This window comes from Azospirillum sp. UENF 112521 (assembly GCF_058780665.1).
Genome location: NZ_JBSNCI010000004.1, coordinates 677,701 through 703,975 on the forward strand (window position 1 = coordinate 677,701; position 26,275 = coordinate 703,975).

27 protein-coding genes are annotated in these 26,275 nt (G+C 67.8%); 17 read left to right on the forward strand and 10 right to left on the reverse strand.

Annotated elements, in window-relative coordinates:
- Window positions 1–34 precede the first annotated feature (34 nt).
- From ACWPN8_RS23605 to ACWPN8_RS23650, 10 genes are all read left to right on the forward strand, one after another.
- Window positions 35–1,567: an ABC transporter substrate-binding protein gene (locus tag ACWPN8_RS23605; RefSeq protein WP_174472781.1), complete on the forward strand. Its 1,533-nt coding sequence runs from the start codon at window positions 35–37 to the stop codon at window positions 1,565–1,567.
- A 129-nt stretch (window positions 1,568–1,696) separates the two neighbouring features.
- Window positions 1,697–2,617: a glutathione ABC transporter permease GsiC gene (gsiC, locus tag ACWPN8_RS23610; RefSeq protein ID WP_492242485.1), complete on the forward strand. Its 921-nt coding sequence runs from the start codon at window positions 1,697–1,699 to the stop codon at window positions 2,615–2,617.
- The gene (locus tag ACWPN8_RS23615; RefSeq protein ID WP_492242486.1) at window positions 2,614–3,501 is read left to right on the forward strand and encodes an ABC transporter permease subunit; all 888 of its coding nucleotides are present in this window, start codon (window positions 2,614–2,616) and stop codon (window positions 3,499–3,501) included. The genes gsiC and ACWPN8_RS23615 overlap by 4 nt, the downstream gene beginning before the upstream one ends.
- Entirely contained in the window at window positions 3,476–4,555 is a 1,080-nt protein-coding gene (locus ACWPN8_RS23620; protein WP_492242487.1) for a DmpA family aminopeptidase, read from the forward strand. The genes ACWPN8_RS23615 and ACWPN8_RS23620 overlap by 26 nt, the downstream gene beginning before the upstream one ends.
- Window positions 4,552–5,385, forward strand: coding sequence for a M55 family metallopeptidase (locus ACWPN8_RS23625; protein ID WP_492242488.1), 834 nt, complete (start codon window positions 4,552–4,554; stop codon window positions 5,383–5,385). The genes ACWPN8_RS23620 and ACWPN8_RS23625 overlap by 4 nt, the downstream gene beginning before the upstream one ends.
- Window positions 5,386–5,396: 11 nt before the next feature.
- A complete protein-coding gene (locus tag ACWPN8_RS23630; protein WP_492242489.1) occupies window positions 5,397–6,356 on the forward strand; it encodes an isoaspartyl peptidase/L-asparaginase family protein in 960 nt (319 codons plus the stop codon).
- 101 nt (window positions 6,357–6,457) lie between these two features.
- The gene (locus ACWPN8_RS23635; protein ID WP_492242490.1) at window positions 6,458–7,408 is read left to right on the forward strand and encodes a zinc-dependent alcohol dehydrogenase family protein; all 951 of its coding nucleotides are present in this window, start codon (window positions 6,458–6,460) and stop codon (window positions 7,406–7,408) included.
- A 36-nt stretch (window positions 7,409–7,444) separates the two neighbouring features.
- Window positions 7,445–7,867, forward strand: a complete 423-nt coding sequence (locus ACWPN8_RS23640) for a CopD family protein (RefSeq protein ID WP_492242491.1) — start codon at window positions 7,445–7,447, stop codon at window positions 7,865–7,867.
- A gap of 84 nt (window positions 7,868–7,951) precedes the next feature.
- Window positions 7,952–8,431: a VOC family protein gene (locus ACWPN8_RS23645; protein WP_455179053.1), complete on the forward strand. Its 480-nt coding sequence runs from the start codon at window positions 7,952–7,954 to the stop codon at window positions 8,429–8,431.
- A 242-nt stretch (window positions 8,432–8,673) separates the two neighbouring features.
- On the forward strand, window positions 8,674–9,585 hold the full coding sequence (locus tag ACWPN8_RS23650; protein WP_492242492.1) for an FRG domain-containing protein: 912 nt from the start codon (window positions 8,674–8,676) through the stop codon (window positions 9,583–9,585).
- Between the two features lie 100 nt (window positions 9,586–9,685).
- Here ACWPN8_RS23650 and ACWPN8_RS23655 read toward each other — a convergent pair whose 3' ends face one another.
- The 9 genes from ACWPN8_RS23655 to ACWPN8_RS23695 all read right to left on the reverse strand — a co-directional run bounded on the left by ACWPN8_RS23655 (window position 9,686) and on the right by ACWPN8_RS23695 (window position 18,542).
- Window positions 9,686–10,687 carry an ABC transporter ATP-binding protein gene (locus ACWPN8_RS23655; RefSeq protein ID WP_109447630.1) on the reverse strand — a complete coding sequence of 334 codons (1,002 nt, stop codon included), beginning with the start codon at window positions 10,685–10,687 and terminating at the stop codon, window positions 9,686–9,688.
- The gene (locus ACWPN8_RS23660) at window positions 10,684–11,688 is read right to left on the reverse strand and encodes an ABC transporter ATP-binding protein (protein ID WP_109447632.1); all 1,005 of its coding nucleotides are present in this window, start codon (window positions 11,686–11,688) and stop codon (window positions 10,684–10,686) included. The genes ACWPN8_RS23655 and ACWPN8_RS23660 overlap by 4 nt, the downstream gene beginning before the upstream one ends.
- Before the next feature lie 35 nt (window positions 11,689–11,723).
- Window positions 11,724–12,782, reverse strand: coding sequence for an alanine racemase (locus ACWPN8_RS23665; protein ID WP_492242493.1), 1,059 nt, complete (start codon window positions 12,780–12,782; stop codon window positions 11,724–11,726).
- 95 nt (window positions 12,783–12,877) lie between these two features.
- Window positions 12,878–13,261: a RidA family protein gene (locus ACWPN8_RS23670; protein WP_094304977.1), complete on the reverse strand. Its 384-nt coding sequence runs from the start codon at window positions 13,259–13,261 to the stop codon at window positions 12,878–12,880.
- A gap of 22 nt (window positions 13,262–13,283) precedes the next feature.
- Window positions 13,284–13,892, reverse strand: coding sequence for an amidohydrolase family protein (locus ACWPN8_RS23675; protein WP_492242494.1), 609 nt, complete (start codon window positions 13,890–13,892; stop codon window positions 13,284–13,286).
- Window positions 13,816–14,889, reverse strand: coding sequence for an N-acyl-D-amino-acid deacylase family protein (locus ACWPN8_RS23680; protein ID WP_492242495.1), 1,074 nt, complete (start codon window positions 14,887–14,889; stop codon window positions 13,816–13,818). Before ACWPN8_RS23680 ends, ACWPN8_RS23675 begins: the two co-directional genes overlap by 77 nt.
- A gap of 1 nt (window position 14,890) precedes the next feature.
- A complete protein-coding gene (locus ACWPN8_RS23685; protein WP_492242496.1) occupies window positions 14,891–15,799 on the reverse strand; it encodes an ABC transporter permease in 909 nt (302 codons plus the stop codon).
- Window positions 15,800–15,813: 14 nt separating this feature from the next.
- Window positions 15,814–16,755, reverse strand: coding sequence for an ABC transporter permease (locus ACWPN8_RS23690; protein ID WP_109086964.1), 942 nt, complete (start codon window positions 16,753–16,755; stop codon window positions 15,814–15,816).
- Between the two features lie 212 nt (window positions 16,756–16,967).
- Window positions 16,968–18,542, reverse strand: coding sequence for an ABC transporter substrate-binding protein (locus tag ACWPN8_RS23695; protein WP_492242497.1), 1,575 nt, complete (start codon window positions 18,540–18,542; stop codon window positions 16,968–16,970).
- Between the two features lie 143 nt (window positions 18,543–18,685).
- Here ACWPN8_RS23695 and ACWPN8_RS23700 point away from each other — a divergent pair, with 143 nt between their 5' ends.
- The 5 genes from ACWPN8_RS23700 to ACWPN8_RS23720 all read left to right on the forward strand — a co-directional run bounded on the left by ACWPN8_RS23700 (window position 18,686) and on the right by ACWPN8_RS23720 (window position 22,351).
- The gene (locus tag ACWPN8_RS23700) at window positions 18,686–19,486 is read left to right on the forward strand and encodes an IclR family transcriptional regulator (protein WP_109447642.1); all 801 of its coding nucleotides are present in this window, start codon (window positions 18,686–18,688) and stop codon (window positions 19,484–19,486) included.
- Window positions 19,487–19,800: 314 nt separating this feature from the next.
- Window positions 19,801–20,007: a hypothetical protein gene (locus ACWPN8_RS23705; protein WP_109447644.1), complete on the forward strand. Its 207-nt coding sequence runs from the start codon at window positions 19,801–19,803 to the stop codon at window positions 20,005–20,007.
- Window positions 20,008–20,100: 93 nt separating this feature from the next.
- Window positions 20,101–20,343: a hypothetical protein gene (locus ACWPN8_RS23710; RefSeq protein WP_199237611.1), complete on the forward strand. Its 243-nt coding sequence runs from the start codon at window positions 20,101–20,103 to the stop codon at window positions 20,341–20,343.
- A gap of 226 nt (window positions 20,344–20,569) precedes the next feature.
- Complete coding sequence (locus ACWPN8_RS23715; protein WP_492242498.1) at window positions 20,570–21,418, forward strand: cell wall hydrolase; 849 nt, start codon at window positions 20,570–20,572, stop codon at window positions 21,416–21,418.
- A 231-nt stretch (window positions 21,419–21,649) separates the two neighbouring features.
- The gene (locus tag ACWPN8_RS23720; protein ID WP_492242499.1) at window positions 21,650–22,351 is read left to right on the forward strand and encodes a CBS domain-containing protein; all 702 of its coding nucleotides are present in this window, start codon (window positions 21,650–21,652) and stop codon (window positions 22,349–22,351) included.
- Between the two features lie 30 nt (window positions 22,352–22,381).
- On the opposite strand, the gene ACWPN8_RS23725 is transcribed toward ACWPN8_RS23720, so the two are convergent.
- Window positions 22,382–23,677 carry an NAD(P)/FAD-dependent oxidoreductase gene (locus ACWPN8_RS23725; RefSeq protein WP_492242500.1) on the reverse strand — a complete coding sequence of 432 codons (1,296 nt, stop codon included), beginning with the start codon at window positions 23,675–23,677 and terminating at the stop codon, window positions 22,382–22,384.
- A 165-nt stretch (window positions 23,678–23,842) separates the two neighbouring features.
- On the opposite strand from ACWPN8_RS23725, the gene ACWPN8_RS23730 reads away from it, so the two are divergent.
- Window positions 23,843–24,754 (forward strand): LysR family transcriptional regulator, encoded by a 912-nt coding sequence (locus ACWPN8_RS23730; protein WP_492242501.1) that lies wholly within the window; start codon window positions 23,843–23,845, stop codon window positions 24,752–24,754.
- Window positions 24,755–24,870: 116 nt separating this feature from the next.
- A complete protein-coding gene (hglS, locus tag ACWPN8_RS23735) occupies window positions 24,871–26,274 on the forward strand; it encodes a 2-oxoadipate dioxygenase/decarboxylase HglS (protein WP_492242502.1) in 1,404 nt (467 codons plus the stop codon).
- The last annotated feature ends 1 nt before the right edge of the window (window position 26,275 follow it).

A 26,275-nucleotide genomic window follows, 5' to 3' on the forward strand; every position in this document is an offset into this window, starting at 1 on the left:
CGATTTCCGAACCAAAAAAGCAGGGAGCCTACACGTGAACCGCTTCGCCCTTCCGCTTCTCGCCGGCCTGCTCGCCGGCACCGCTCTCGCCGGCCCGGCCTTCGCCGCCAAGGATTTGGTCGTCGGCCTGCCCGACAACATCACGACGCTGGACCCGGCCGACATCAACGACACCCTGTCGCAGTCGGCCAGCCGCACCATGCTCCAGGGCCTGTTCGGCTTCGACAAGGACATGAAGCTGGTGCCGCTGCTGGCGGAAAGCTTCACCGTCAACGACACCGCCACCGAATACACCTACCGCCTGCGCAAGAACGTCACCTTCCATGACGGCACGCCCTTCAACGCCCAGGCGGTGAAGACCAACTTCGACCGCCTCGCCAACCCGGCCAACCGGCTGAAGCGCCAGAGCCTGCTGGCGATGCTGGCCGAGACGGTGGTGGTCGACGACTACACGATCACGCTGAAGCTGGCGCAGCCCTTCGGCGCGCTGAACAACAACCTCGCCCACCCCGGCGCGATGATCCACAGCCCGAAGGCGCTGGAGACCTTCGGCAAGGAGATCGGCCGCCACCCGGTCGGCACCGGCCCCTACAAGTTCGTCAGCTGGGAAGCGGACACCCTCAAGGTCGAGAAGAACGACAAATACTGGAAGCCGGGCCTGCCGAAGATCGACCACGTCACGCTGAAGAGCGTGCCGGAGAACGGCAGCCGCATCGCCATGCTCCAGACCAACGAGGCGCAGTTCATCTATCCGCTGCCGCCCGAGATGGTGAAGATGGTGGAAGCCAACAACCAGCTTGAGCTGATCGACGCCCCGTCGATCATCGCCCGCTATGTGGCGATGAACACCATGAAGAAGCCGTTCAACGACCCGCGCGTCCGTCAGGCGCTGAACTACGCCATCGACAAGAACGCCTACGCCAAGGTGGTCTATCGCGGCTATGCCGGCCCGCTGGATTCGGCAATCCCGTCCAAGCTGGGCTTCCACGTCGCCCAGCCCAACCAGTACACCTACGACCTCGCCAAGGCGAAGGCGCTGCTGGCCGAAGCCGGCTATCCGAACGGCTTCGAGGCCGAGATGTTCGGCCGCAACAGCACCAACTTCATCCGCGGCATGCAGTTCGTCCAGCAGCAGCTGTCGCAGATCGGCGTCAAGCTGACCGTCACCCCGCTCGAATCCGGCGTCGAGACCGCCCGCGTCTGGGGCGTCGAGAAGCCGGAGGATGCCACGGTGCAGATGCAGTATGGCGGCTGGTCGGCCTCGACTGGCGACGCCGACTGGGGCCTGCGCCCGCTGCTGTGGGGCAAGGGCTTCCCGCCGAAGTTCTTCAACGTCGCCTACTACAAGAACGACACCGTCGACGCCGCCATCGAGACCGGCATCGGCACCGCCGACACCGCCAAGCGCGCCGAGGCCTACCGTGTCGCCCAGGAGCAGATCTGGAAGGACGCGCCCTGGATCTTCCTCGGCGTCGAGAACCTGCTGGCCGGCAAGTCGAAGAAGCTGACCGGCTTCTACTACGTCGCCGACGGCGGCCTGCAGATGGAAGAGGCCGACCTGCAGTGATGTGAAAAATCGCCCTCTCTCCCCCGCTCTCGCGCAAACTTCGTTTGCGCTGACGCGACAGGCGGACCTTCGGTCCGCCGATAGCGGGGAGGGGGCATCTTTTCTCTGCCTACCCAGGACCTCTGCCCCATGCTGAAATATCTCGTCGGCCGTCTTGCCGGCATCCTGCCGGTTCTGCTGGTGATCTCCGTCTTCGTCTTCGGCTTCGTCCATCTGCTGCCGGGCGATCCGGCGCGGCTGGTCGCCGGGCCGGATGCCACCCAGCAGGACGTCGAACTGGTGCGCCAGGATCTCGGTCTCGACCAGCCGCTGTGGGTGCAGTACGGACGCTTCCTCGGCAATGCGGTGCAGGGCGAGTTCGGGCGGTCGATGAAGTCCAAGCGGCCGGTGTCGCAGGAGATCGGCGAACGGTTCCTGCCCACGCTCTACCTCACCGTCGTCGCCATGGTGTGGGCGACGCTGGCGGGGCTGCTGATCGGCGTGGCGTCCGCCACCAAGCGCGGGCGCTGGCAGGACCATGTCGGCATGATCGTCGCGGTGTCGGGCATCGCCTTTCCGTCCTTCTGGCTCGGTCTGCTGATGATCGACCTGTTCTCGGTCAAGCTCGGCTGGCTGCCGACCAGCGGTTACGGCACCTGGCAGCATTACGTCATGCCGTCGCTGACGCTCGGCCTCGGCGTCGCCGCTGTCATGGCGCGCTTCACCCGCTCCGCCTTCATCGAGATCGCGCGCGAGGATTATGTCCGCACCGCGCGGGCCAAGGGCGTGCCGGCCCGGCTGGTGGTGTGGAAGCACACGCTGCGCAACGCACTGATCCCGATCATCACCATGGTCGGTTTGCAGTTCGGCTTCCTGCTCGGTGGGTCCATCGTGGTGGAGACGGTGTTCTCCTGGCCGGGTCTGGGCCGGCTGCTGGTGGATAGCGTCAATTACCGCGACTACACCGTCATCCAGGCGGAGATCCTGCTGTTCTCGCTGGAGTTCATCATCATCAACCTGCTGGTCGATGTGCTGTACGCCTTCGCCAACCCCGAGATTCGCTACTCATGACCACGACAGACGCAACCGGCGTGGCCGCCGCAACTCATGAAGCCGTCCGCTCGCCGCTGCGCGAGTTCTGGCGCAAGTTCCGGCGCAACCGCACCGCCATGGCGGCCGGCTTCTGTCTGCTGGCGCTGGCGCTGGCCGCGGCGGCGGCACCGTTGATCGCCCCCTTCGACCCGGCGGCCTTCGATTACGACCGCATCCTGGAAGGCCCCTCGGCCGACCATTGGGCCGGCACCGACGCTTATGGCCGTGACATCTTTAGCCGCATCCTGTGGGGTGCCCGCATCTCGCTGTCGGTCGGGCTGCTGTCGGTGCTGCTGGGCGGGGTGGCCGGCGTGGCGCTGGGTCTGATCGCCGGCTTCCGCGGCGGCTGGATCGACAGCCTGATCATGCGCGTCTGCGACGTGCTGCTGGCCTTCCCCGGCATCCTGCTGGCCATCGGCATCGTCGCCATCCTCGGGCCGGGCATCGAGAACGTCATCTATGCGGTGGCGATCTTCAGCGTTCCCGTCTTCGCCCGTCTGGTGCGCGGCAGCACGCTGTCGCTGAAGCGCGCGGTCTATGTTGATGCCGCCCGCGCAATCGGCGTGCGCGACCGGCTGCTGATGGTCCGTCACATCCTGCCCGGCACGCTGCCCAGTGTGATCGTCTATGTCTCGATGCGCATCGGCACCTCGATCCTGACGGCGGCGAGCCTCAGCTTCATCGGCCTCGGCGCCCAGCCGCCCAGCCCGGAATGGGGCGCCATGCTGGCCGACGGGCGCAGCTACATCGGCGTCGCCAGCCATGTCACCTTCTATCCCGGCCTCGCCATCTTCCTGACGGTGCTGGCCTTCAACCTGCTCGGCGACGGACTGCGCGATGCCCTCGACCCCAAACTGCGCTGAACCGGCGAGACGCGCGCGGGCCTTCGGGCTCGCCTGCGGCCGGCTGACGCCGGGGCCGCGCAACGCCATCACCGACGTTCCGGGCGTGCGCATCGCTCACGTCACGCTCGATGACGGCGCCGTCCAGACCGGCGTCACCGCCATCCTGCCCCATGCCGGCAACCTCTACCGCGACAAGCCCGTCGCCGCGGCGGAGGTGCTGAACGGATTCGGCAAGAGCGTCGGGCTGATGCAGGTGGAGGAACTCGGCGCGCTGGAAACCCCGATCCTGCTGACCAACACCCTGTCGGTCGGCACCGCCTCCACCGCCCTGGTCCGCCACGCCATCGCCGCCAATCCCGACATCGGCCGCAGCACCGCCACCGTCAATCCGCTGGTGATGGAGTGCAACGACGGCCCGCTGAACGACATCCAGGCACTGGCGGTGACGGAGGCCAACGCCGCCGCTGCGCTCGCCGCCGCCCTGTCGGAAGCGGACGGTGCCGAGGTCGCGGTCGGATCGGTCGGGGCCGGGCGCGGCATGTCCTGTTTCGGCTTCAAGGGCGGCATCGGCACCGCGTCGCGCCGGCTGAAGCTGGACGGCAAGCGTCATCACCTCGGCGTGCTGGTGCTGGCGAATTTCGGCCGACCCGGTGAGCTGCGCCTGCCGGACGGCCGCCGCGTCGCCCCGCCGGCGCAGGACGATGCGCCGGAGAAGGGCTCCGTCATCGTCATCGCCGCCACCGACGTGCCGCTCGACCACCGCCAGCTGCGCCGGGTGATCCGCCGCGCCGGGGTCGGGCTGGCGCGGGTGGGGTCCTTCTGGGGCCATGGCAGCGGCGACATCGCGCTTGGCTTCACCACCGCCAACCGCATCGACCATGACGAGCGGGCCGACATCCTGGCCCTGCGCATGGTGAACGAACACCGCATCGACAGGCTGTTCGAGGCGATGGCCGACGCGACGCAGGAGGCCGTCCTCGACGCTCTCGCCGCCGCCACGCCGGTGGTCGGCCGCGACGGCGCCACCCGGCCCTGCCTGTCCGATACGCTCACCTCCGGGAGCACTCCGTGAAGATCTACATTTCCGCCGACATCGAAGGGGTGGCCGGCGTGGTCTCCCAGCAGCAGGTGACGCCGGGCAATGCCGAATACGAGCGCGCCCGCCGCCTGATGACCGCCGAGGTCAACGCCGCCATCGACGGCGCGCTGGAGGCCGGGGCCAGCGAAATCCTGGTCAACGACAGCCACGGCCCGATGGTCAACCTGCTGCCCGACGAACTGCACCCCGCCGCCGAGCTGATCCTTGGCCGGCCGAAGCCCATCGGCATGTTCGCCGGGCTGGAGCCGGACGCGGCGGGCGTGATGTGCGTCGGCTTCCACACCTCGGCGCGCCAGTACGGCATCCTCGCCCACACCACCAACAGCTTCGCCTTCGGCCGCGTCCGGGTGAACGGGCTGGAGCTGGGGGAGGCCGGCAATTACGGCGCCTATGCCGGCGAGATCGGCGTGCCGGTGATCCTGCTGAGCGGCGACGACCGCTTCGCCGTCGAGATGGCCCCGTTGTTCCCCGATGCCGAACGGGTGGTGGTCAAGCAGGCGCTGGGCCAGCGCGCCGCCCGCTCCGTCGCCCCGTCGGTCGCCCGCGACCGCATCCGCGAAGCCGCAAGCCGCGCCGTCCGCCGGGCGTCCAGCATCCCGCCCTTCCGCGTCCCGCCGCAGGCCGATGGTGCGCCCTACCGGCTGGAGATCGAGATGAACAGCCCGGCACTGGCCGATCTGGCGTCGCTGATCCCGGTGTCGGAGCGGCTCGATCCTGTCACCATCCGCCTGCCGGCCGCCAGCATGGCCGCAGCACTCGGCTGGATCAACACCCTGTCCGCCATGTCGGCCACCCTGCGCTGAGACCCGCACCCATGACCCTTTCGCACCCGCAGCCCTTCGCTCTTGCCATCCATGGCGGCGCCGGCACCATCAAGCGCAGCGCCCTGACCCCGGCGCTGACCGAGGGCTACCACGCCGGCCTGCGCCGGGCGCTGGCCGCCGGGCACGAGGTGCTGGCCGACGGCGGCAGCGCGCTCGACGCCGTGACCGCCGCCGTGATGGCGCTGGAGGACGAGCCGCTGTTCAACGCCGGCCGCGGCGCCGTCTTCACCGCAGAGGGCGTGCAGGAGATGGACGCCGCCATCATGGACGGCCGCGACCGCGCCGCCGGGGCGGTGGCCGGCCTGTTCGGCCCGCGCAACCCCATTCTGGCCGCCCGCGCCGTCATGGAGCACAGCGAGCATGTCCTGCTGATCGGCGAGGGCGCGCTGGATCTCTGCCGCCGCCAGGGTCTGGCGATGGAGGAGGCCCCCTATTTCTTCACCCAGCCGCGCTGGGACGCCCTCCAGGCCGAGCTGGAGCGCCGCCGCTCCAACGCCCCCGACGATGGGGACGAGCAGCGCCGCCACGGCACCGTCGGCGCTGTCGCCCGCGACCGCGACGGCAACCTCGCCGCCGCCACCTCGACCGGCGGCATGACCGCCAAGGCCAAGGGCCGGGTCGGCGACAGCCCGGTGATCGGCGCCGGTACCTTCGCCGACAACATCACCTGCGCCGTCTCCGCCACCGGCCATGGCGAGCATTTTATCCGCCGCTGCGCCGCCCACGAGATCGACGCCCGCATGCGCTGGGCCGGCCAGACCCTGGAGCGCGCTGCCGGCGACGTGGTGGACGAGCTGGGCGTGATCGGCGGCTCCGGCGGCCTGATCGCCATCGACCGCGACGGCCGGGTGGCTCTGCCCTTCAACTGCTCCGGCATGTATCGCGGCGCCATCGGGCCGGAGGGGCTGCCGATGACCGCGATCCACCGCGAGGAGTTCCGCATCGGCTGACCCTCCCCGAAGAAGTCCCCTCTCTCCCCCGCTGGACAGGCGGGGTCCGCGATCCACGTTGCTGCTTTTCCAGTGCAACAGCCGGAACGGAGGATGGCGGCATGCGTGCGATGGTGATTTCACGGTTCGGCGGTCCCGACGTGTTCGAGCTTCAGGACCGGCCGCGCCCGGTGGCGGGTCCGGGCGAACTGCTGGTCCGCGTGGTGGCGTCGGGCACCAACCCGGTGGACGCCAAGATCCGTCAGGCCGGCAACTGGGCCGGCATCCCCTTTCCCGCGGTGCTCGGCTATGACGTGTCGGGCGTGGTCGAGGAGGCCGGCCCCGGCGTGACCGGCTTCAAGGCCGGCGACGAGGTGTTCTACACCCCGGAGATCTTCGGCAACCCCAACGGCAGCTATGCCGAATACACCGTCGCCGCCGCGTCAATCGTCGCCCACAAGCCGCCCGGCCTTTCCCACGTCGAGGCGGCGGGCATCCCGCTGGCCGGTGGCACGGCGTGGGAGGCCATCGTGCGGCGTCTGGCGGTGCGGCCGGGCGAGACGGTACTGATCCATGGCGGGGCCGGCGGCGTCGGCAGCTTCGCCATCCAGTTCGCCAAGGCGGCCGGCGCCCGCGTGCTCGCCACCGCCAGCAAGGCCAACCACGAGGCGATGCGCGATCTCGGCGCCGACGTGACGCTCGACTACCGCGACGCCGACGTGGCAGACCAAATCCTGCGCGAAGCGGGCGGGGCAGGGGTGGACGCGTCCTTCGACACCGCCGGCGGCAATGTGCCGCTGAGCACGCAGGTCACGCGTCCCTTCGGCCGCATCGCCACCATCCTGCCGCCGACCGGCGACCTGAACGCGCTCTATGTGAAGAACCAGACCCTCTACGGCACCTTCCTGACCCGCGAGGGCGCCCGCCTGCGCGAGATGGCGCCGCTGTTCGTGCGCGGACAGGCCAAGGTGATCGTCGACGCCGTTCTGCCGCTGGAAGAGGTCGGCAAGGCGCACGAACGGCTCGATTCCGGCCACGGCCGCGGTAAGATCATCCTGCAAGTGGGCGCCTGACGCGAGGTCGGGCCGGGCTTTTGAAGGACGGTCGCGGTGTATATCTGGCTTATCGGGCTGCACGTCACGGCGGTGACGCTCTGGATCCTGGGGATGTCCGCCGCCGCCATCCTGATCAGCGCCCTGGACCCCGCGACCGCCGTCGAGGAAGGACCGGCCCGCCTGCTGCGCGCCATGGCCCGCTGGGAGCGCCGCGTGACCTCCCCGGCGATGGGGCTGGCGTGGCTGCTGGGCATCACGCTGGTGGTGGTCGGCGGCTGGGGCTTCGAGCCGTGGCTGGTGGCGAAGGTCATCATCGTCCTCATCCTGTCCGCCCTGCACGGCAAGATCGCCGCCGGGTTGCGCCGGCTGGGCGAACCGGGGGCGCGGCCGGTGTCGCCGCTGCTGCGCTTCTCTCCGCTGGCGGTGATCGCCGGGGCCATCGCCATCGTGACGCTGGTGGTGGTGAAGCCCTACTGAACACGGTATGGTGTCGGACCGGGAGGGGCCGGCCCGTTCGACCCCGCGCCCGGCCGGTTCGGTTCCAGCGCGAAAGGACCCGCCATGGCCGTCGCCAAGACCACGATCTGCCTCTGGTTCGACAAGGACGCCGAGGCCGCCGCCCGCTTCTATGCCGAGACCTTCCCCGACAGCACGGTGACCGCCGTCCACCGCGCCCCCGCCGACTACCCGTCCGGCAAGGCGGGCGACGTTCTGACGGTCGAGTTCACCGTCGCCGGCCTCCCCTGCCTCGGCCTGAACGGCGGCCCGGCCTTCACCCACAGCGAGGCGTTTTCGTTCCAGATCGCCACCGACGACCAGGAGGAGACCGACCGCTATTGGACCGCCATCACCGGCAACGGCGGCCAGGAGAGCGCCTGCGGCTGGTGCAAGGACCGCTGGGGAATCTCTTGGCAGATCACGCCCCGCGTGCTGACCGATGCGCTGGCGGCGGGCGGGGATGAGGCCAAGCGGGCGTTCGAGGCGATGATGGGGATGACGAAGATCGACGTGGCGGCTATCGAGGCGGCGCGGCGGGGGTGAGGGGAGCAAAAATCTGTTTGAGTGGGGCGGAGAATGTCGGCGGTAGAATAATCTTGTGCGGATTATCAACCTTTAATCAACGGAAAGCCGACATATACGCTGAAAACTATTGACCTGAAAGAAAGCTGTATCTTAAATTGTATTTATGCAAGTGCTTCATTTTAAAACGAGGTGTAAATTCAAATAAGTAATATCCATCAAGCAAACTCGAAGTTTTGAAAGTGTGTTAGGCTTGCTTCTGTGTGGAGATCGTCGTGGATAAAGTATCTGATGATACAGACGTTGAAATAGATGGGCAGGGTTCTTCATCATCTGGAAGAAGAGGAAGGCCTCCAGCCCCCGCGCCGATGGAAAGCCTATGGGATATACTCCAGGCCATTGAGAAAGATGGACAGCAAGAAGGGAAAATTACCCTTTACAGAGGTCATACGTCCTTTAGGCATAAACTTAAACCAGCCATTTTTAGAGATAACAACTCTAAGGTAAAATCTAGAGAAAATACGATACTGAGGGAGCTGATTACAAGGCATCCTGAAGATTTTGCTGATGACGTTAACGTTTTTGAAAATCTTGTGAGAATGCAGCATTACGGACTTCCAACTCGCCTTCTTGATGTTACTTATAATCCTCTTGTTGCTTTGTTCTTCGCGTGCGAAATCGATAATAAGGATCATGCCGAAGTTATATCAATAACCGTTGAAATGCAGCAGTTTAAGTACTACGATTCAGATACTGTTCATTGTATATCAAATCTTGCAAATCTGACCGCTTCAGAGCAAAAAGCGGTCAAAGAATGCAGAGATGATGACTCTCTCAAAAATAGTGATGCCGGGAAAAGGCTTTTTGACTTCATCGTGCAAAAGAGACCAAATTTCACTGAGAGGATAAAGAGGGAGCATCTATCTAATATATTCGTTGTTTCTCCTAAGTTAAGCAACCCAAGAATTAGAGCTCAAGATGGCGCGTTTTTGATATTTGGAGTCGAAGAAGAATTGAACAAACATCCTTCCTTTCAGATAAAAAGGTATCGAGTTGACAAAGATAAAACGTCTGCTGTACGGAAAAGCCTTCAGATGCTGGGCATAAAGGAGTCAACTATTTATCCGAGTTTGGATCGAACTGCGAAGCAAATCATCGCGAAATACCTTGGATAATTGTAAGGCTAATTTCAGTTAGCGTGGATCGAGTAACGGTCCTCTCCGACCGGAATCATGACCAGAAACTTCTCACCGGTCGTTGCCCAACAACGGCCCCTCACCCCACCCCCACATCATCCCGAATGCAAGCCACCGAATGCCCCGGCGCCACCTCGCGCAGCGCCCGGGCTTCCGGCTCGGCACAAGCGGGCAGCGCGAACGGGCAGCGCGTCCGGAAGACGCAGCCGGACGGCGGGTTCATCGGGCTCGGCACGTCGCCGTCCAGCAGCATGCGGGTCTTCGGCGCGTCGGGGTCCGGGTCGGGGGCGGCCGACAGCAGGGCCATGGTGTAGGGGTGGCGCGGACGCTCGTACAGGCTGTCGCTCGGCGCGATCTCCATCAGGCGGCCGAGATACATCACCGCCACCCGGTCGCTGATGTAGCGCACCACCGCCAGATCATGGGCGATGAACAGCACCGCCAGCCCCAGCTCGCGCTGCAGATCGCCCAGCAGGTTGACCACCTGCGCCTGCACCGAGACGTCGAGCGCCGACACCGGCTCGTCCGCGACGATGAAGTCGGGCTCCACCGCCAGCGCGCGGGCGATGCCGATGCGCTGGCGCTGGCCGCCGGAGAATTCGTGCGGGAAGCGGTCCATGGCGTCGGCGCTCAGGCCCACCTTCTCCAGCAGCGCCGCCACGCGGTCGCGGCGGTCGGCGCGGGTGCCGATGCCGTGGATCGTCAGGGCCTCGCCGATCACCTCGCGCACGCGCTGGCGCGGGTCGAGGCTGGCATAGGGGTCCTGGAAGACGATCTGCATGCGGCGGCGCTGCGCCCGCATCTCTGCCGTGCCCAGGCCGGTGATCTCCTGCCCGTTGAAGCGGATGGAGCCGCCGGTCGGCTCGATCAGCCGCAGGATGCTGCGCCCGGCGGTGGTCTTGCCCGATCCGGATTCGCCGACCAGCCCCAGCACCTCGCCGCGGTTCAGGTCGAAGGACAGATCGTCCACCGCCTTCACCCAGCCGACCGGCCGTTGCAGCAGCCCGCCGCGCACCGCAAAGCGCTTCTCCAGATTGCGGACGCTCAGCAGGGGCTGTTCGGTAACGGTATCGGTGCTCATTGCACGTCTCTCCAACGGCGGCAGCGGGCGGAATGGTCGGGGCCGACCGGCTCCAGAACGGGTTCGGCGGCGAGGCAGGCGGGTTCGGCCAGCGCACAGCGCGGGGCGAAGGTACAGCCGGCCGGGCGGTTCACCGGGCTCGGCACGCTGCCGGGGATGGCGTAGAGCCGGCCGCCGTCGCCTCGGCGCTGGCCCAGATGCGGCATGCAGGCCAGCAGCCCGCGGGTGTAGGGGTGCCTGGGCGATTTCAGCAGGGAGCGGACATCGCCCTCCTCGACGATGCGGCCGGAATACATCACCACCACCCGGTGCGCCACTTCGGCCACCACGCCCAGATTGTGGGTGATGAACAGGATCGAGGTGCCGGTCTCCTCCTGAAGCCGCCGCATCAGGTCGAGGATCTGCGCCTGGATGGTCACGTCGAGCGCGGTGGTCGGCTCGTCGGCGATCAGCAGGGTGGGGCGGCAGGCCAGCGCCATGGCGATCATCACGCGCTGGCGCATGCCGCCCGACATCTGGTGCGGATACTCGTCCAGCCGCCGCTCCGCCGCCGGGATGCCGACCTTCTTCAGCATGGCCAGCGCCTCGGCCCGCGCCGCCCGGCGGTCGAGGCCCTGGTGGTAGCGCAGCGCCTCGCCGATCTGGTCGCCGACGGTGTAGACCGGGTTCAGCGAGGTCATCGGCTCCTGAAAGATCATGCCGATCTCGTTGCCGCGGACGCGGCGCATGGCGCGCTCGCTGAGGCGGGCGAGGTCGCGCACCTGCCCGTCGCGGCCGCGGAACAGGATCTCGCCGCCGGCGATGATGCCCGGCGGCGTCGGGATCAGCCGCATCGCCGACAGGCTGGTCACCGACTTGCCGCTGCCGGATTCGCCGACGACGGCCAGCGTCTCGTTGCGGCGCACGGCGAAGGACACGCCGTCCACCGCCTTCGACACGCCGGGATCGGCGGTGAAGTGGGTTTGCAGGTTGCGGATGTCGAGCGTGAGGTCAGCGTCCATGACGGGATCCCGGAACTTGGGCTAACTGAGACGGATCAGCGGGTGCAGCCGCGCGCCGGCACCGGCCAGTCGCCGACGACTTCGCCGTTGCGGGTGATCGCCATGCGGTCGTGCAGGTTGGTCACCACGCAGACATGGTTGGGCAGGATGCGCACGCGGTCGCCGATCTGCGGCTTCGCCGCGCTCCGGCTGAGGTCGACCACCGCATGCTCCTCGTTGACGCGGACGATCACCGCGTCGGGGTAGTCAAGGATCAGGCCGTAACCTTCCCCCACCGACGGGGCGACGCGGTCGCTCGACAGGGTCTTGCTGCCGCAATCGAGAACGGCGCGGTCGGGGGTGGGGCGGCTGACCACGGTGGCGTGGACATGCACGGCGCACTCGTCCAGCGTCGCCACCCCGGCGCCCACCGTGGCGCGGTCGTGGTAGATGTAGGTGCCGACGCGCAGCTCGGTCACGCCGGGAAGCTCGTGGGTGTCCCAGCAGCCGGGGGTGCCGCCGACCGACACCGTCTCCACCGCGATGCCGGATCCCTCCAGCAGGGCGCGCGTCTCGGTGACGAAAGGCACGGTGCGGGGGCCGCGCGGGTAGGTCATCAGGCCACGGAAGCGGGTCAGGCCGTTGCCGGCGGCGCGGCGGGCCAGCGTCAGCACCTCGTCCGGGGTCTGCACGCCGCAACGGCCGTCGCCGCTGTCGAACTCCACGAGGATGCCGATCTCGACGCCGGCCTCCGCCGCGGCGGCGGCCACGGTGTCGAGGGCGACGGCGTTGTCGAGCGCCACCGTCAGCCTGGTCTTGCCGGCCAGATCCGCCAGCGGCGACACCTTGGCGGCGCCGACGATGGGGTAGGTCAGCAGGATGTCGGCGCAGCCGGCCTCGGCCATCACCATCGCTTCGCTGATCTTCTGGCAGGTGATGCCGACGGCGCCCAGCTCGATCTGGCGCAGGGCGAATTGGGGAAGCTTGTGGGTCTTGATGTGCGGGCGCAGCGCCAACCCGTGCCGGTCGCAATAGGCCTGCATCTTGGTCAGGTTATGCTCGACCCGGTCGAGGTCGATGACGGGGACGGGGGTGTCGAGATCGTCGACGCGCATGGGACCGCTCCGGAACACGAATTCGGGGAATGGGCCGATCCCGGCGGCGGCGCCATGGGATCGGCCATGTACTCTGAACCTTACGCCGCCTTGTTTTACGCTTGGGGCAGGACGGCGATGCAGTCGATTTCGACCTGGATGTTGTTCAGCTGGCAGCCGATGGTGGTGCGGGCCGGCGGCTCGGTCGGGAAGAATTCCGAATAGAGCGCGTTGTATTCCTGGAAGCGGCCGAGGTCGCTGAGGTAGCTGTTGACCTTCACCACATGGGCGAGGTCGGTGCCGGCGGCCTTCAGGATGATCTCCAGATTTCGCAGGGTCTGGCGCACCTCGCCGGCGAAATCCTCGGGCAGCGCGCCGGTCTCCGGATGGTGCGGCCCCTGGCCCGACACATAGACGAAGCCGTTCGCGACGATGGCGTGGCTGTACTGGCCGGCGGGCTTCGCACCCTTTTCGGCGAAGATCGGCTTGCGGTTGGTCATTCGGTCCTCACAGGTTGAAAGATCAGGCGCGGGCCAGGGCCTTGCCCGGACGCGCGCCGGTGTGCCCGCCGTCGCGCAGGACGAATTGTCCGGCGACGAGCACGTCGGTGATGCCGTGGGGCGGGCGCGTCGGGTCCTGGAAGGTCGCGCAATCCGCCACGTCGGCGGTGAACAGGGTCAAATCGGCCACCATGCCCGGCCGGACCAGCCCGCGGTCGGACAGGCCGAAACGCTGGGCCGGGACGGCGGTCATGTGGCGCACCGCATCCTCCAGCCCCAGCCCGCCCTCGCCCCGGATCGCGCGGGCGAGATAGTGCGGGAAGCTGCCGAAGGCGCGGGGATGCGGCTTGCCGGTCTCGCGCGGCAGCCCGTCGGAGCCCAGCATGTGCAGCGGGTGCGACAGCGCGGTCTCCAGATCGGCCTCGGCCAGCTGGAACATGACGATGTTGGTGCGGCCGCGGTCGGCGCGGATCAGGCGGACCAGCGTGTCGAAGGGCTGTTCCTTCGCCACATCGGCTATTTCGGTCAGCGACAGCCCTTCCAGGGTGCGCAGGTCATCTGCCGAAACGCCGCCGATGCGGACATTCTCCCAGCCGATCAGGCGGATTCTTGGATTCCCAGCCGGCGTCATTCGGCGCCTCGCCGTTCTCCACCGCCCGGCGCAGAGCCGCCAGCCCTTCCGTATCGGCCATCCGCGCCAGCAGCGCCTCGACCCCGCCGGCCAGCGCCGAGGGCGGCAGCAGTTGCAGGATGGTGCTGGAGCCGGCCGGGTAGGGGTACATGTCGAAGCTGACGTCGGTGCCGCCCTTGCGGGCGATCTCCAGCCGCTCCACCGCCCGCGGCAGGCTGCCCCAATAGGGCCTCCCGGCGGCTTGCAGGTGGGAGAGCAGGCCGCTCGCTCCTCCCGCCTTCAGCAGGTCGAGGAACTCGTCCACCGAGGCGATCAGCCCGCCCTCGTAGGAGCGGACATGGGCGGTCAGCAGCGCTCCATTCTCCGCCACCACCTCCGCCAGCCGCACCAGCTCGGCGCGGTCGGCCCAGGCGCTGGGCGGATAGACGAGGCCGAGCGACAGGCCATGTGCGCCCTGGCGCAGTTGGTCGGCCAGCAGGGCCACCATCGCCTCGCGCTCGTCCGTCGTGGCGGCGCGGTTCTGCCAGCCCATGACGGCGAGGCGCAGGGCCGCGTGGCCGACCAGCGAGACGAGGTTGATGGCGGTGCCGCGTCCGTCGAGTGCTGCGCGGTAGCCAGCGAAATCGGCGAAGGTCTCCTGGGTCGTCACCGTGCCCAGCAGGTTGCCGAAATGCTCGCGCAAGGGGGCGCCGCTGTCGGGGCTCTGCGGGTAGAGGCCGAAGGAGCAGTTGCCGACCACCACGGTGGTGACGCCCTGGGCCACCTTCTCCGGCCGGCCGGGCTGGCGCAGCTGGATCAAATCGTCGTGGCAATGGGCGTCGATGAAGCCGGGGGCGAGGAAGCGGCCCTGCGCCTCCAGCGGTTCGGCGTCCGGGGCGTCCAGCATCGGGCCGACGGCGGCGATGCGTCCGCGCTCCACCAGCACGTCGGCGGGGAACCAGGGGGCGCCGGTGCCGTCGATGACGCGGGCGCCCTTGATGAGAAGCGTATCGGTCATCTCACTTCGCCTTCTGGAGCCGGGGGTCGAGCGCGTCGCGCAGCCCGTCGCCGACGATCTGGAGCGACAGAACGGTCAGGACGATGGCGCAGCCGGGGAACAGGATCAGCCAGTCGGCCTGCTGGAAATACTGCTGGGCGCTGGCGATCATGTTGCCCCAGGTCGGCGTGGTCGGCGGCACGCCGACGCCGAGGAAGGACAGCGCCGCCTCCGTCAGGATGGCGTAGGCGAAGATGAAGGTGGCCTGCACCAGGATCGGCGATATCAGGTTGGGCAGGATGTGCAGGAAGACGATGCGCGGGGTGGAGGCCCCCAGCGCCGTCGCTGCCTCGATGAAGGGCATCTCGCGCACCACGAGACAGGCGGCGCGCACCACGCGGGCGACGCGCGGGGTGTAGACGATGCCGAGCGCCAGCACGACGTTGTAGAGCGACGGCCCCAGCGCCGCCATGAAGGCAATGGCGAGCAGGATGTCGGGGAAGGCCATCAGCGCGTCGGTCAGCCGCATCAGCAGCCCGTCCAGCGGCCGGATATAGCCGGCGGCCAGCCCCAGCAGCGTGCCGAGCAGCGTCGCCACCACCACCACCAGCAGGCCGACCAGCAGCGACAGCCGGGCGCCCAGCATCACGCGGGACAGCACGTCGCGGCCATACTCGTCGGTGCCGAACCAGTGGGCGGCGGTCGGCGGCTTCAGCCGGCCGAGGATGTCCATCTTCATCGGGTTGAAGGGGGTGATCCACGGCGCCAGCAGTGCCACCGCCAGGATCGCCAGCATGATCAGGAAGGACAGCACCACCAGCCGGCGGCGGAACAGCTGGCGCAGCAGCAGGGCGGCCGGCGACCGGCTGTTCTGCGGCTTGGCCGAGGAGGGAAGGGGGACGTTGCCGTGACCGGCGGGGACGCTTGCCATCGAAACCCTCCCTCTCAATAACGGACCCGCGGATCGACCACGGCATAGAGCAGGTCGACCGTCAGGTTGATCAGCACATAGATGGCGGACACCACCAGCAGGGCGCCCTGGATCACCGGATAATCGCGGCGCAGCACGGCCGAGACGATCAGGTTGCCGACGCCGGGCAGGCCGAACACGGTTTCCGTCACGATGGCACCGGCGATCATCACCGCGGTGGTCAGGCCGATCACCGTCAGGATCGGGATCATCGCGTTGCGCAGCGCATGCTTCAGCACGACGACCAGCGGCGGCAGCCCCTTGGCCCGCGCGGTGCGGACGTAATCGTGGCTCATCACGTCCAGCATGCTGGTGCGGGTGAAGCGCAGGATCAGCGCCGAGTTGGGAATCCCGAGTGCGATGGCCGGCAGAACCAGATGGCGCATGCGCTCCAGCAGGTCGGCGTCGGGCGGGCCGTAGCCGGCGACCGGGAACCAAGCATGGTCGACCGCCAGATACTTGATCAGCGTCAGCCCGATCCAGAAGCTGGGGATGCTGGCAGCCAGCATGGCGAGCCCGACCGCGGTCTGGTCGACCAGACCGCCGCGCTTGGCCGCCGACAGGATGCCGACCGGCACGCCGATCAGCATGGCGATGCCCACCGACATCATGGTCAAGAGCCCGGTCAGCTCCGACCGCTCGGCCAGCGCCTGCGCCACCGGGCGGTTGAGGAAGATGGACTCGCCCAAGTCGAAGCGGACGATCTGCCCGAGATAGAGCAGGAACTGCGTCAGCAGCGGCTCGTCGAGCCCGAGCCGGCCGCGCAGCGCCGCGATGTCCTCCGGCGTGGCGGAGGAGCCCAGCATGACGGCGGCGGGATCGCCCGGCACGACGCGGGCGATCAGGAAGACCACCATGGCGACGAGCAGCATGACGACCATCATGCCGGCGAACCGGCGGACGATGTAAACGAGCATGGTTGCGGTCCCGGACCGTAGCAGGAAGTATCGCCTGAGCGGAGTCCCCTCTCCCCCCGGGGAGAGGGTTAGGGTGAGGGGGACGCGCGTCGTGAATTTGCAAGAATTGCGACGCTCTGATCGTTCCCCGATCCACGCTGTGCATCCCCCTCCCCCCGACCCTCTCCCCGGGGGGAGAGGGGGGTGGCTGGGAAAGTGGTTTATCCCGACCCTCAGCCCTTCAGGTCGGTGTTCCAGAAGAACGGCCAGGGCGTCGGGGTGTAGCCGGTCAGCTTGTCGCTGCTGGCGGCGAGGTTGTAGAACTCGCCGACCTTGATGCTCGGCACCTCGCTGTAGAACAGCGACTGCAGTGTCACCCACTTCGCCTTGCGCGCCGCCGGATCCATCTCGCGGTTGAAGGCGGCCAGCGCCTCCTTCTTGGCCGGGCTGTCCCACCAGCCGGGATAGCTGGGGTTCAGCACGGTGATCAGCGACGGTTCCGGCACGAAGGTGTGGTAGGTGAAGAAGGAGTCCCACCCCTTGTCGTCGCCGCGGCGTTGCAGCAGCGTCGCCCAGTCCAGCACCTGCAAATCGACCTTGAAGCCGGCGAGTTCGAGCTGGGCCTGGGCCACCATGCTCATCTTGTACAGGAACTCGTACTGCACCGAGGTCATGATGCGGATCGGCTCGCCCTTGTAGCCGGCGGCCTTCAGCAGCTCCGCCGCCTTGCCGGCCGCATGGTCGCTGTAGGGCTTGGCGCTGGCCGCATCGTAATAGGGCGTGCCCTGGGCGTAGATCGACCCTTCCGCCTGGACGAATTCGGGATCGCCGAAGCCGGCCAGCAGCATGTCGTTCGGCTCCAGCGCCGCCAGGACCGCCTGACGGACCTTCGGGTTCGCCATCACGCCGGTCTTGGTGTTCATGATCATCAGCGGGAAGCCGAACGGCTTGACGATCACCGGCTTGACGCCGGCAGCCCCCTTGATGCGCGCCAGCGTTTCCGCCGGCAGGCTGTCGGCGAACTGGTACTGGCCGGCCAGGACGCCCGACACGCGGGTGGCGGCGTTGGGCACCGGGACGAAGCGGACCTCGCCGATGTTGGCCTTGCGGCTGCCGGCATAGCCGCTGGGCGTGCCGGCGGGCGAGGCGTAGGCGTCGTGGCGCACCAGCCGGATATACTGGTCGGGCTTGTGCTCCAGCAGCTTGTAGGGGCCGGTGCCGATCAGCGACTTCAGGGCGCCCGGCCCGTCGATCACCGACTTCGGCACGATGGCGGCGGCGCCGTTGTTCATCGCCAGCAGCGCGGTCAGGGGCGCGAAGGGCTCCTTCAGCGCGATGACGACGGCGTCCGCACCCTTGGCGGCGATGCTCTCCACCAGCGGGGCGACGGTCTTGCCGCGCGGCGAGGCCTTGGTCCAATGGTCGAGCGAGGCGACCACGTCGTCCGCCGTGACGGTGCTGCCGTCATGGAAGGTGACGCCGCTGCGCAGCGGGATGGTGTAGGTCTTGCCGTCCGCCGACACCTGCGGCAGGGCCGAGGCCACCAGCGGGGCCAGCTTCCAGTCGCCGTCGAAGGTGAACAGCGTCTCGAACATGTGCTGGGTGATGATGCTGACGAGGTCGGACGTGGTGCCGACCGGGTCCAGCGTCGGCGGCTCGCCGATGGTGGCGACCGTGACGACCGATGCGCCGCCCTGCTGGGCCAGCGCAGGGGTGGTCCAGCTTCCGAGAATTCCAGTGGAAAGCCCGCCTGCGGCCAGCGTCGTGCCGAGGGCGGTGTTGAACAGACGTCGCGTGATCCCTGTCATTTCCGTCTCCCGAACCGTTTGTCCGAAATATCGGACGTCGGTCTTGTATTCCAGACAAGCGAACGGTATATCGGACAAAGACCGCTGGCAAGCCGAAAATCCGCGTGCTAATCGGTTGTGCGACGACCAGGGAGCGTGGATCGATGAAAAGCGGCGAAGCAGCGGTGAAGCAGGCCGAGGAGAAGCAGTCTGCGGAAAAGCCGACGGGCCGCGCCCGCGGCATCGACCGTGTCATCGCGCTGATGGAGCATCTGCACGACCGGCGCGCTCCGACGCGCATCGCCGACATCGCCCGCGACACCGGCACCCCGCGCTCGACCATGTACGAGTTGGTCAACACGCTGGTGGAGGCGCGCTGGCTGGAGCTGCGCGACGGCGACGGCACGGTCTATTTCGGGCCGGCGATGCATTACTACGGCAGCGATTACCTCGACAGCGTCGACCTGATCCGCAAGGCGCGGGTGGAGGTCGCCCACATCGCCGAGACGGTGGGGGAGACCGCGCAGTTCTGCACGCTGGACGGCGACAAGTATCTGGTCGTGCTGAATGAGCCGGGGCGGCGCATGTTCCGCATCAGCTCCGAGATCGGCATCAAGGTGCCGATCCCCTGGACGGCGTCCGGCCGTCTGCTGGTCGATCACCTGGATGCCGAGGAGATCCGGCGCTTCATCCCGTCGGAGGATTTCACCCTGCCCGACGGCCGCCGCATCGCCGAGGACGAGTTCCTGGAGGACATGCGCCGCGCCCGCACCCAGGGCTATGTCCGCACCACGGCGCTGGTCGACCGCTTCACCACCTGCCTTGCCGCCCCGGTCCGCGATCCGTCCGGCCGCTGCATCGCCACCATCTGCTTCGTCGTCCCCGCCGACACGACGGAGGAGGCGCAGCAGGTGATGATCGACACGCTGAAGGCCAGCGCGGAGCGCCTGTCGCCCGGCCGCTGATACCGGTGCGGAATCGGCGCCGGGCCGTTGTCATTTGACGACCGCGCACCACATGTTTTAAATGGGGGCAGACAGCGAGCAGTAATAGCGCTGCGAAAGCCCCATAATCCCCGATAGAGCGCTGCGAAACGTAAATCTGCTTTAAGAATTGGCTTCATCGCCGTCTTTCGCAGCGCTATGCTGCAATGCGAAAGAGCCAGTACAGCAATGTGATGTCTCCTCTTTTGCGCATGCGGGATCGTGTCAATATCTTCCTCAACAGGCCGCGACACCGGCCGCCGGAATTCAAAACCCGATACTGAAGGAAGACCGCCATGACCCCGTATGATGTCGAATCCGCCAAGTTCGCCGCCAAGTTCGCCATTGCCCGCATTGTTGTCGGCGCCATCCTGTTCGCCGCCGTCGCCGCGGTCGCCCAGATGAACCCGAACGCCATCCTGGCCGCCGACGAGGCCCGTGCCGCCGTCGCCCTGGAGATGGTCAAGACCATGCCGGTGACCGTCGCCGACGCCGCCCACTGAGCGCATCACGGTCCGCAGGCCGGGCCGGTGGTGCAACATTGACGGCTTGCCCCTGTTTGCTGGGACTGATACCCGGCTGACAAGGAGGCGCCGATGCCCCGCACCACCGACCCCGCAGACGGTCAAATAGCAGACGGCCAAGTTACAGGCGGCCAAAGTACGGACGGCCGAGCGACCGGCGACCGCCAGTCCGGTCAGGCCCAGGTGCCGAAGCCGCCTTCCCGCGCGGAAGTCGAAGAGATCAGCCGCTCGCAGGAGTATCTGACCGACGACTGGACCGGCGACGGCGGCGGCAAACCCCCGGGCGACCGGCAGGGCGACCGCAAGGACGGCTGAGGCCGCCGTCCTCGTCACAGCAGTCCCATTCCACCGAACGGGCTGGAAGCCGGAGGGATCCGACGGCTTCCAGCCCGTTCGTTTGTCCGCATGACGCCATCGGAATCCGAACGGCGTACATCCTCCGCCCTCAGGCTTAAGCTCTCTGAGAGATGGACGAATCCGGGAACTTGCAGTCCGCGCTCCTGTCGAAGGAAGTCCCCCTTCCTGAACCGGAGAGACTGGGATGCGCAACCTCCTCACCACTCTGCTGCTTGCAGCCGCCCTGTCGCCCACGGCAGCCGCTGCGCAGGCCGTCGGTGCAGATGACGGCGCTGCCGTTTGCCGGCCGGGTGACAAGGGCTGCGCGCGGTTCGTCGGCGACGAGAAGGGCGGCGTGCCGAAGCGGGGCGGCGCCAAACAGGCGGTGATGATCGGCGCCTCGGTCTTCATGCTGACCCCGTGGCAGGCCGAACGGGAGCGCCGCTGTCTTGCGCTGGCCGGCTGGGCCGAAGCGCGGGGCGAGGGCGCCGACGCCATGGCGGCCGTCATGTGGGTGGTCGCCAACCGCGCCGCCTCTGCCGATCAGCCGTCGCTGCCCTGCCGCGTCGTCGTCGCGACCGGCCAGTTCGAGCCTTTCGCGGCGCCGCCCGTCGAGCCCGCCAACCGGAAGACGGCCAAGGCGGTCAAGGCAAAGGGCAGGCAGGCGGACAAGGCGGCCCGGCAGGCGAAGCTGGCGGCCGATCCGCGTGTCGAAACCCGGCGCATCCTGGCGGAGATTCGCCGGCAGGCCGCGGTGATCCGGGCGGGCGGCATGCCGTCCTGGCCGAAGACGCGCCTCGCCCCCGACCAGGAGGCGTTGCGCACCGCGCGCGGGCTGGCCTGGAACCTGAACGACGACGACCTGCCCGATCCGACCGCCCGCGCCTCGATGTTCTACAGCCCGCCGGCACAGGCCGCGCTGCGCCGCCAGAAGCCGGAATGGGCGGAGGCGCGGCTGAAGACCGCCTCCATCGGCGGCCATTCCTTCTACCGCGCGCCGACCCCGCCCGAAGAGCGCACCATCGCCACACTGGTGGCGGAGATTGCGGAGTAAAGTGCCGGGGCAGGCGGCCTCCAGCGGAAATAGCCGGGCGGATATCCGGTCCGGTTAAGTCGATATTCTCTGTCAAGTACTTGACCCAGCGGACCAGACCGGATTTGCAGGGGTGATGTTTGTATTTTTCATCATGCGGAAAGGCCGGTGCCGAATTGCTGTAGATCAATCGCTCTCGTCTGTCGACCTCCTAGGCTGTCTCCGTTCCACGACATCAAAGGGAGAGAAACGATGAAAGCAATCGATCTGATGACACCGCGGGTCATCACCATCGGCCCGGACGCGACCGTCGCCGATGCCGCCCGGACGATGCTGGAGAATCACATCAGCGGCCTGCCGGTGGTCGATGCCGCCGGCAAGGTGGTGGGGATCATCAGCGAAGGCGACCTGCTGCGCCGGGTGGAGCTGGGGACGGAGCGTCACCGCTCCTGGTGGCTCGGGCTGGTGTCCGGCGGCACCCTGCCGGCGGAGGATTTCATCAAGTCCCATGCCCGCAAGGTCGCCGACGTGATGACCGCCCACGTCACCACGGTGGACGAGAGCGCCTCGCCCGAAGAGGTCGTGCGGGTGATGGAGACGCGGCGGATCAAGCGCGTGCCGGTGGTGCGCCACGGCGCCCTGGTCGGCATCATCAGCCGCGCCAACCTGTTGCGCGCGCTGGCCAGCGTCTCGCCGGAAACGCCGGCCGCCGCGGCTGACGACCGCGACCTGAAGGAGCGGGTGGCCGCCGCCGTCAAGGAACTGTCGTGGGACTCGCGTTCGCACGACGCCATCGTCGTCCGCAACGGCGTCGTCCAGCTCTGGGGCTTCGTCAGCAGCGTGTCGCAGCGGGACGCGCTGCGCATCGCGGCCGAGCGCGTCCCCGGCGTGAAGGCGGTGGAGAACAACATCCAGGTCGTCGACCCCGCCGAAAGCGGCGCCTGGGGCCTTTAACGTAAAGGATGTGCCGGGGAAGGCGCGCGGTCAGATCTTCCCCGGCAGCCGCGCTCCGACCAGATGGGTTGCCTGCGCGCCATACTCATAGACGGCCTCCTGCACCGCCCGGGCCGACAGGGTGTCGGGGGCGGTGCTGGGAAGCGGCATCTCCGCCTCCGGCAGTTTGCCGGTGATGTGCTCGGCCAGGCAGCGGCCGAGCACGGTGCCGGGGGCGATGCCGCGGCCGTTGTAGCCGCTGAAGCCGATGACGTTGCGGTCCAGCCGGTGGAAGCGGGGCAGGTTGTCCTTGGTCATGCCGATCTGGCCGTACCATTCGGATTCGAACCGCACCGGCCCCAGCTGCGGGAACAGCGCGGCCAGCGAGCGCAGCGCCCAGGCGCGGTGGACCGCGGTTCCGGTCCCGCGCAGCGCGCCGACGCTGCCGAACACCAGCCGGCCCCGGCGGTCGAAGCGGTAGGAACTCAGCACCGACTTGGTGTCCCACACCCCCTGGCGTTCCGGCAGGATGGCCTTTTGCATCGCATCGGACAGCGGCTCCGTCGCCAGATTGAAATAGGGCAGGTGGACCTGCTCGGTGCGCAGCTGCACCCAGGGGCCGATGCTGTAGGCGTCGGTGGCGACCACCACCCAGTCGGCGGTGACCGATCCGTCCGGCGTCTTCACCTCCCACCCGGCTCTGGTCTGGCTCGCCGACTGCACGGGGCTGCCGGTGAAGATGCGGGCCCCCGCCGCGATGGCCGCCGTCGCCAGCCCGCGGGCATAGGCCAGCGGCTGGATGGTGCCGGCGCGCAGATCCAGCAGCGAGCCGGTGTAGGCCGTGGTGCCGACCTTCTCCGCCGTCTCCTTCGCGTCCAGCAGGCGGACCGGTGCGCCGCGCTTCTGCCAGATGTCCGCGCGCTGTTCCAGTTCGCGCAGGCCCGCCGGGCCGACGCCGCAATGGAGCGTGCCGCTGCGCTCGTCCTCGCAGGCGATGCCGTGCCTGGTGATCAGGTCGAAGACGGCGCGCGGCGCGTTGCCCAGCAGCTCGATCAGCCGCTCGCCATAGACCGGTCCCAGGGTGCTGACCAGCTGGTCGGGCATCACCCACATGCCGGCATTGACCAGCCCGACATTGCGCCCGGCGCCGCCGAAGCCTATCTCCACCGCCTCGACAACCACTGCGCTGACGCCGCTTTCGGCCAGATGCAGTGCCGCCGACAGGCCGGTGTAGCCGGCGCCGACGATCACCACGTCGGCCTGGACGCTGCCGGACAGCGGTGCTGTCGGCGGTGCCGCCGGTGCGGTGCGTTCCCAAAGCCCATGCGACCGCGGATCGTTCAGCATCCCCTGAGGTCCTTTTCGCGTCTGTTCTGTGCGCCAGTCATTCCCGGTGCGAAAGATTGACTTGCCTACCCCCTTCGGCAAAATGATCTTTGCTCAACCAGTCATTCCATTCCGGAATGAAATCCGCCGAGACCGTGATACCGAGACCGTGATACCGAGACCTTGATGCAGAGCCCGCGCCGCTTCCTTCCTTCCCTGGCCCTGCTGTCCGCCTTCGAGGCGGCGGCGCGCACCGGCAGCATCACCGCGGCGGCCAAGGAGCTGTCGCTGACCCAGAGCGCCGTCAGCCGCCAGATCAAGGCGCTGGAGGACCTGCTGGAGGTCGAGCTGTTCCACCGCGAACGGCAGACCATCCGCCTGACCGCCGGCGGCGAGTATTACGTGCGGGAGGTGCGCGACGCCCTGCGCCGGATCAGCACCGCGTCGCTGAACTTGCGCGCCAACCCCTATGGCGGCACGCTCAGCATCGCCATCCTGCCGACCTTCGGCACGCGCTGGCTGGCGCCGCGCCTGCCAAGCTTCCTGGCCGGCAATCCCGGCATCACCATCAATCTGGTGACGCGGATGGCGCCCTTCGATTTCCGTCTGGACCCGGTGGATGCCGCGATCCATTTCGGCCGGCCGGACTGGCCGGGCGGGGAGATGGCGCTGCTGCGCCGCGAGACGGTGATTCCCGCCTGCAGTCGGAGCCTGCGCGACCGCTTCGATTTCCGCCAGCCCGCCGACCTGCGCCTCGCCCCGCTGCTGCACCTGACCAGCCGTCCCGACGCGTGGGAGCGCTGGCTGACCCTGCACGGCACGCCGGCCGACGGCGTGCACGGCATGCTGTTCGACCAGTTCGCCACCGCCTCGCAAGCGGCCATCGCCGGGCTGGGCGTGGCGCTGCTTCCGCTGTTCCTGATCGAGGAGGAGTTGCGGTCGGGCCAGCTGGTGCCGGCGCTCGATCTGCCGATGGAAAGCGAGAACGCCTATTACGTCGTCTGGCCGTCGGAGCGGGCAAGCTATCCGCCGCTGGCCGCCTTCCGCGACTGGATCCTGGCGGAGACGGCGGACTGCCGTACCTCCGGCAGGTCATGAGCTTTCCTCATGATGTCGGGAAAAACAATCGCAATCCATCCCGCCGCTTCGTTGCTATATCAGCAGCCTGTGAAGGGCCGCGGAGGTCCGGCCAGCCAATGCGAGCGAGATTTGGAATGAGCGTCCAGACGATTACCCGCGCCGATCTCACCGGCCCCGATGCGATCCGCACCCTGTTCTCCACCGCCATGTCGGAGATGTATCGGACGGAGGTGCCGGCCTACCAGACGCTCGTCGAGCTGGTGGAGGAGGTGAACGCGGCGCTGCTGGCCGCCGATCCGGCGGAGCGCCATCGCCTGGACTCCGCCGGCGGCCTCAATCGCATCACCGAGGAGCGCCACGGCGCCATCCGCCTCGGCACCGCGCAGGAGCTGTCCACCATGCGCCGCCTGTTCGCGGTGATGGGCATGCAGCCGGTCGGCTATTACGATTTGTCGGAGGCCGGCGTCCCCGTCCATTCCACCGCCTTCCGTCCGGTGGACGGGGAAGCGCTGAGCCGCAACCCGTTCCGCGTCTTCACCTCGCTGCTGCGGCTCGACCTGATCGCCGACGAAGCCTTGCGGCAGGAGGCGGAAAAGGTGCTGGCCGCGCGCAGCATCTTCACCCCCGGCTGCCTTGCCCTGATCGAAAAGGCCGAGGCCGACGGCGGGCTGGATGAGGAGGATGCCGGGCGCTTCGTTGCGGAGGCGCTGGAGACCTTCCGCTGGCACAGCCGGGCCAATGTGCCGCTGGATCTCTACAACCGTCTGCACGACGCCCACCGGCTGATCGCCGACGTGGTGTCCTTCAAGGGGCCGCACATCAACCACCTGACGCCGCGCACGCTCGACATCGATGCGGTCCAGCGGCTGATGCCGGAAAAGGGCATCGCGCCGAAGGCGGTGGTCGAAGGCCCGCCGACCCGCCGCTGCCCGATCCTGCTGCGCCAGACCTCCTTCAAGGCGCTGAGCGAGCCGGTCGATTTCCAGGCCAGTGACAGTGAGGGGGGCGGCTGGCGGTCCGGCGTCCACACCGCCCGCTTCGGCGAGATCGAGCAGCGCGGCATCGCCCTCACCCCGAAGGGCCGGGCGCTCTACGACACGCTGCTCCAGGACTCCCGCCGCCTCGTCGCCCCGGCGGCCGACGGCTCCAACGCCGCGCAGTACATGGCGGCCCTCCAGGAGGTCTTCGCTCCCTTCCCCGACAGCTGGGACGGGATTCGCCGCGAGGGGCTCGGCTATTTCAGCTATTCCCTGACCGAGGCCGGGCGCCGCACCCCGCCGACGCCGGGAGCCGATCTGGAAACGCTGATCGAGAGCGGCGCCGTCCGCTTCGATCCCGTCGTCTACGAGGATTTCCTGCCGGTCAGCGCCGCCGGGATCTTCCAGTCCAACCTGGGCGACGAGGCCCGGCAGGATTTCGCCGCCAGCCCGAACCAGCAGCGTTTCGAAGCCGATCTGGGTGCCGCGGTGCTGAACCCGTTCGACCTCTATGCGGAGATCGAACGCGCCTCCATCGCCGCCTGCCTCGCCGCGAAGTGAG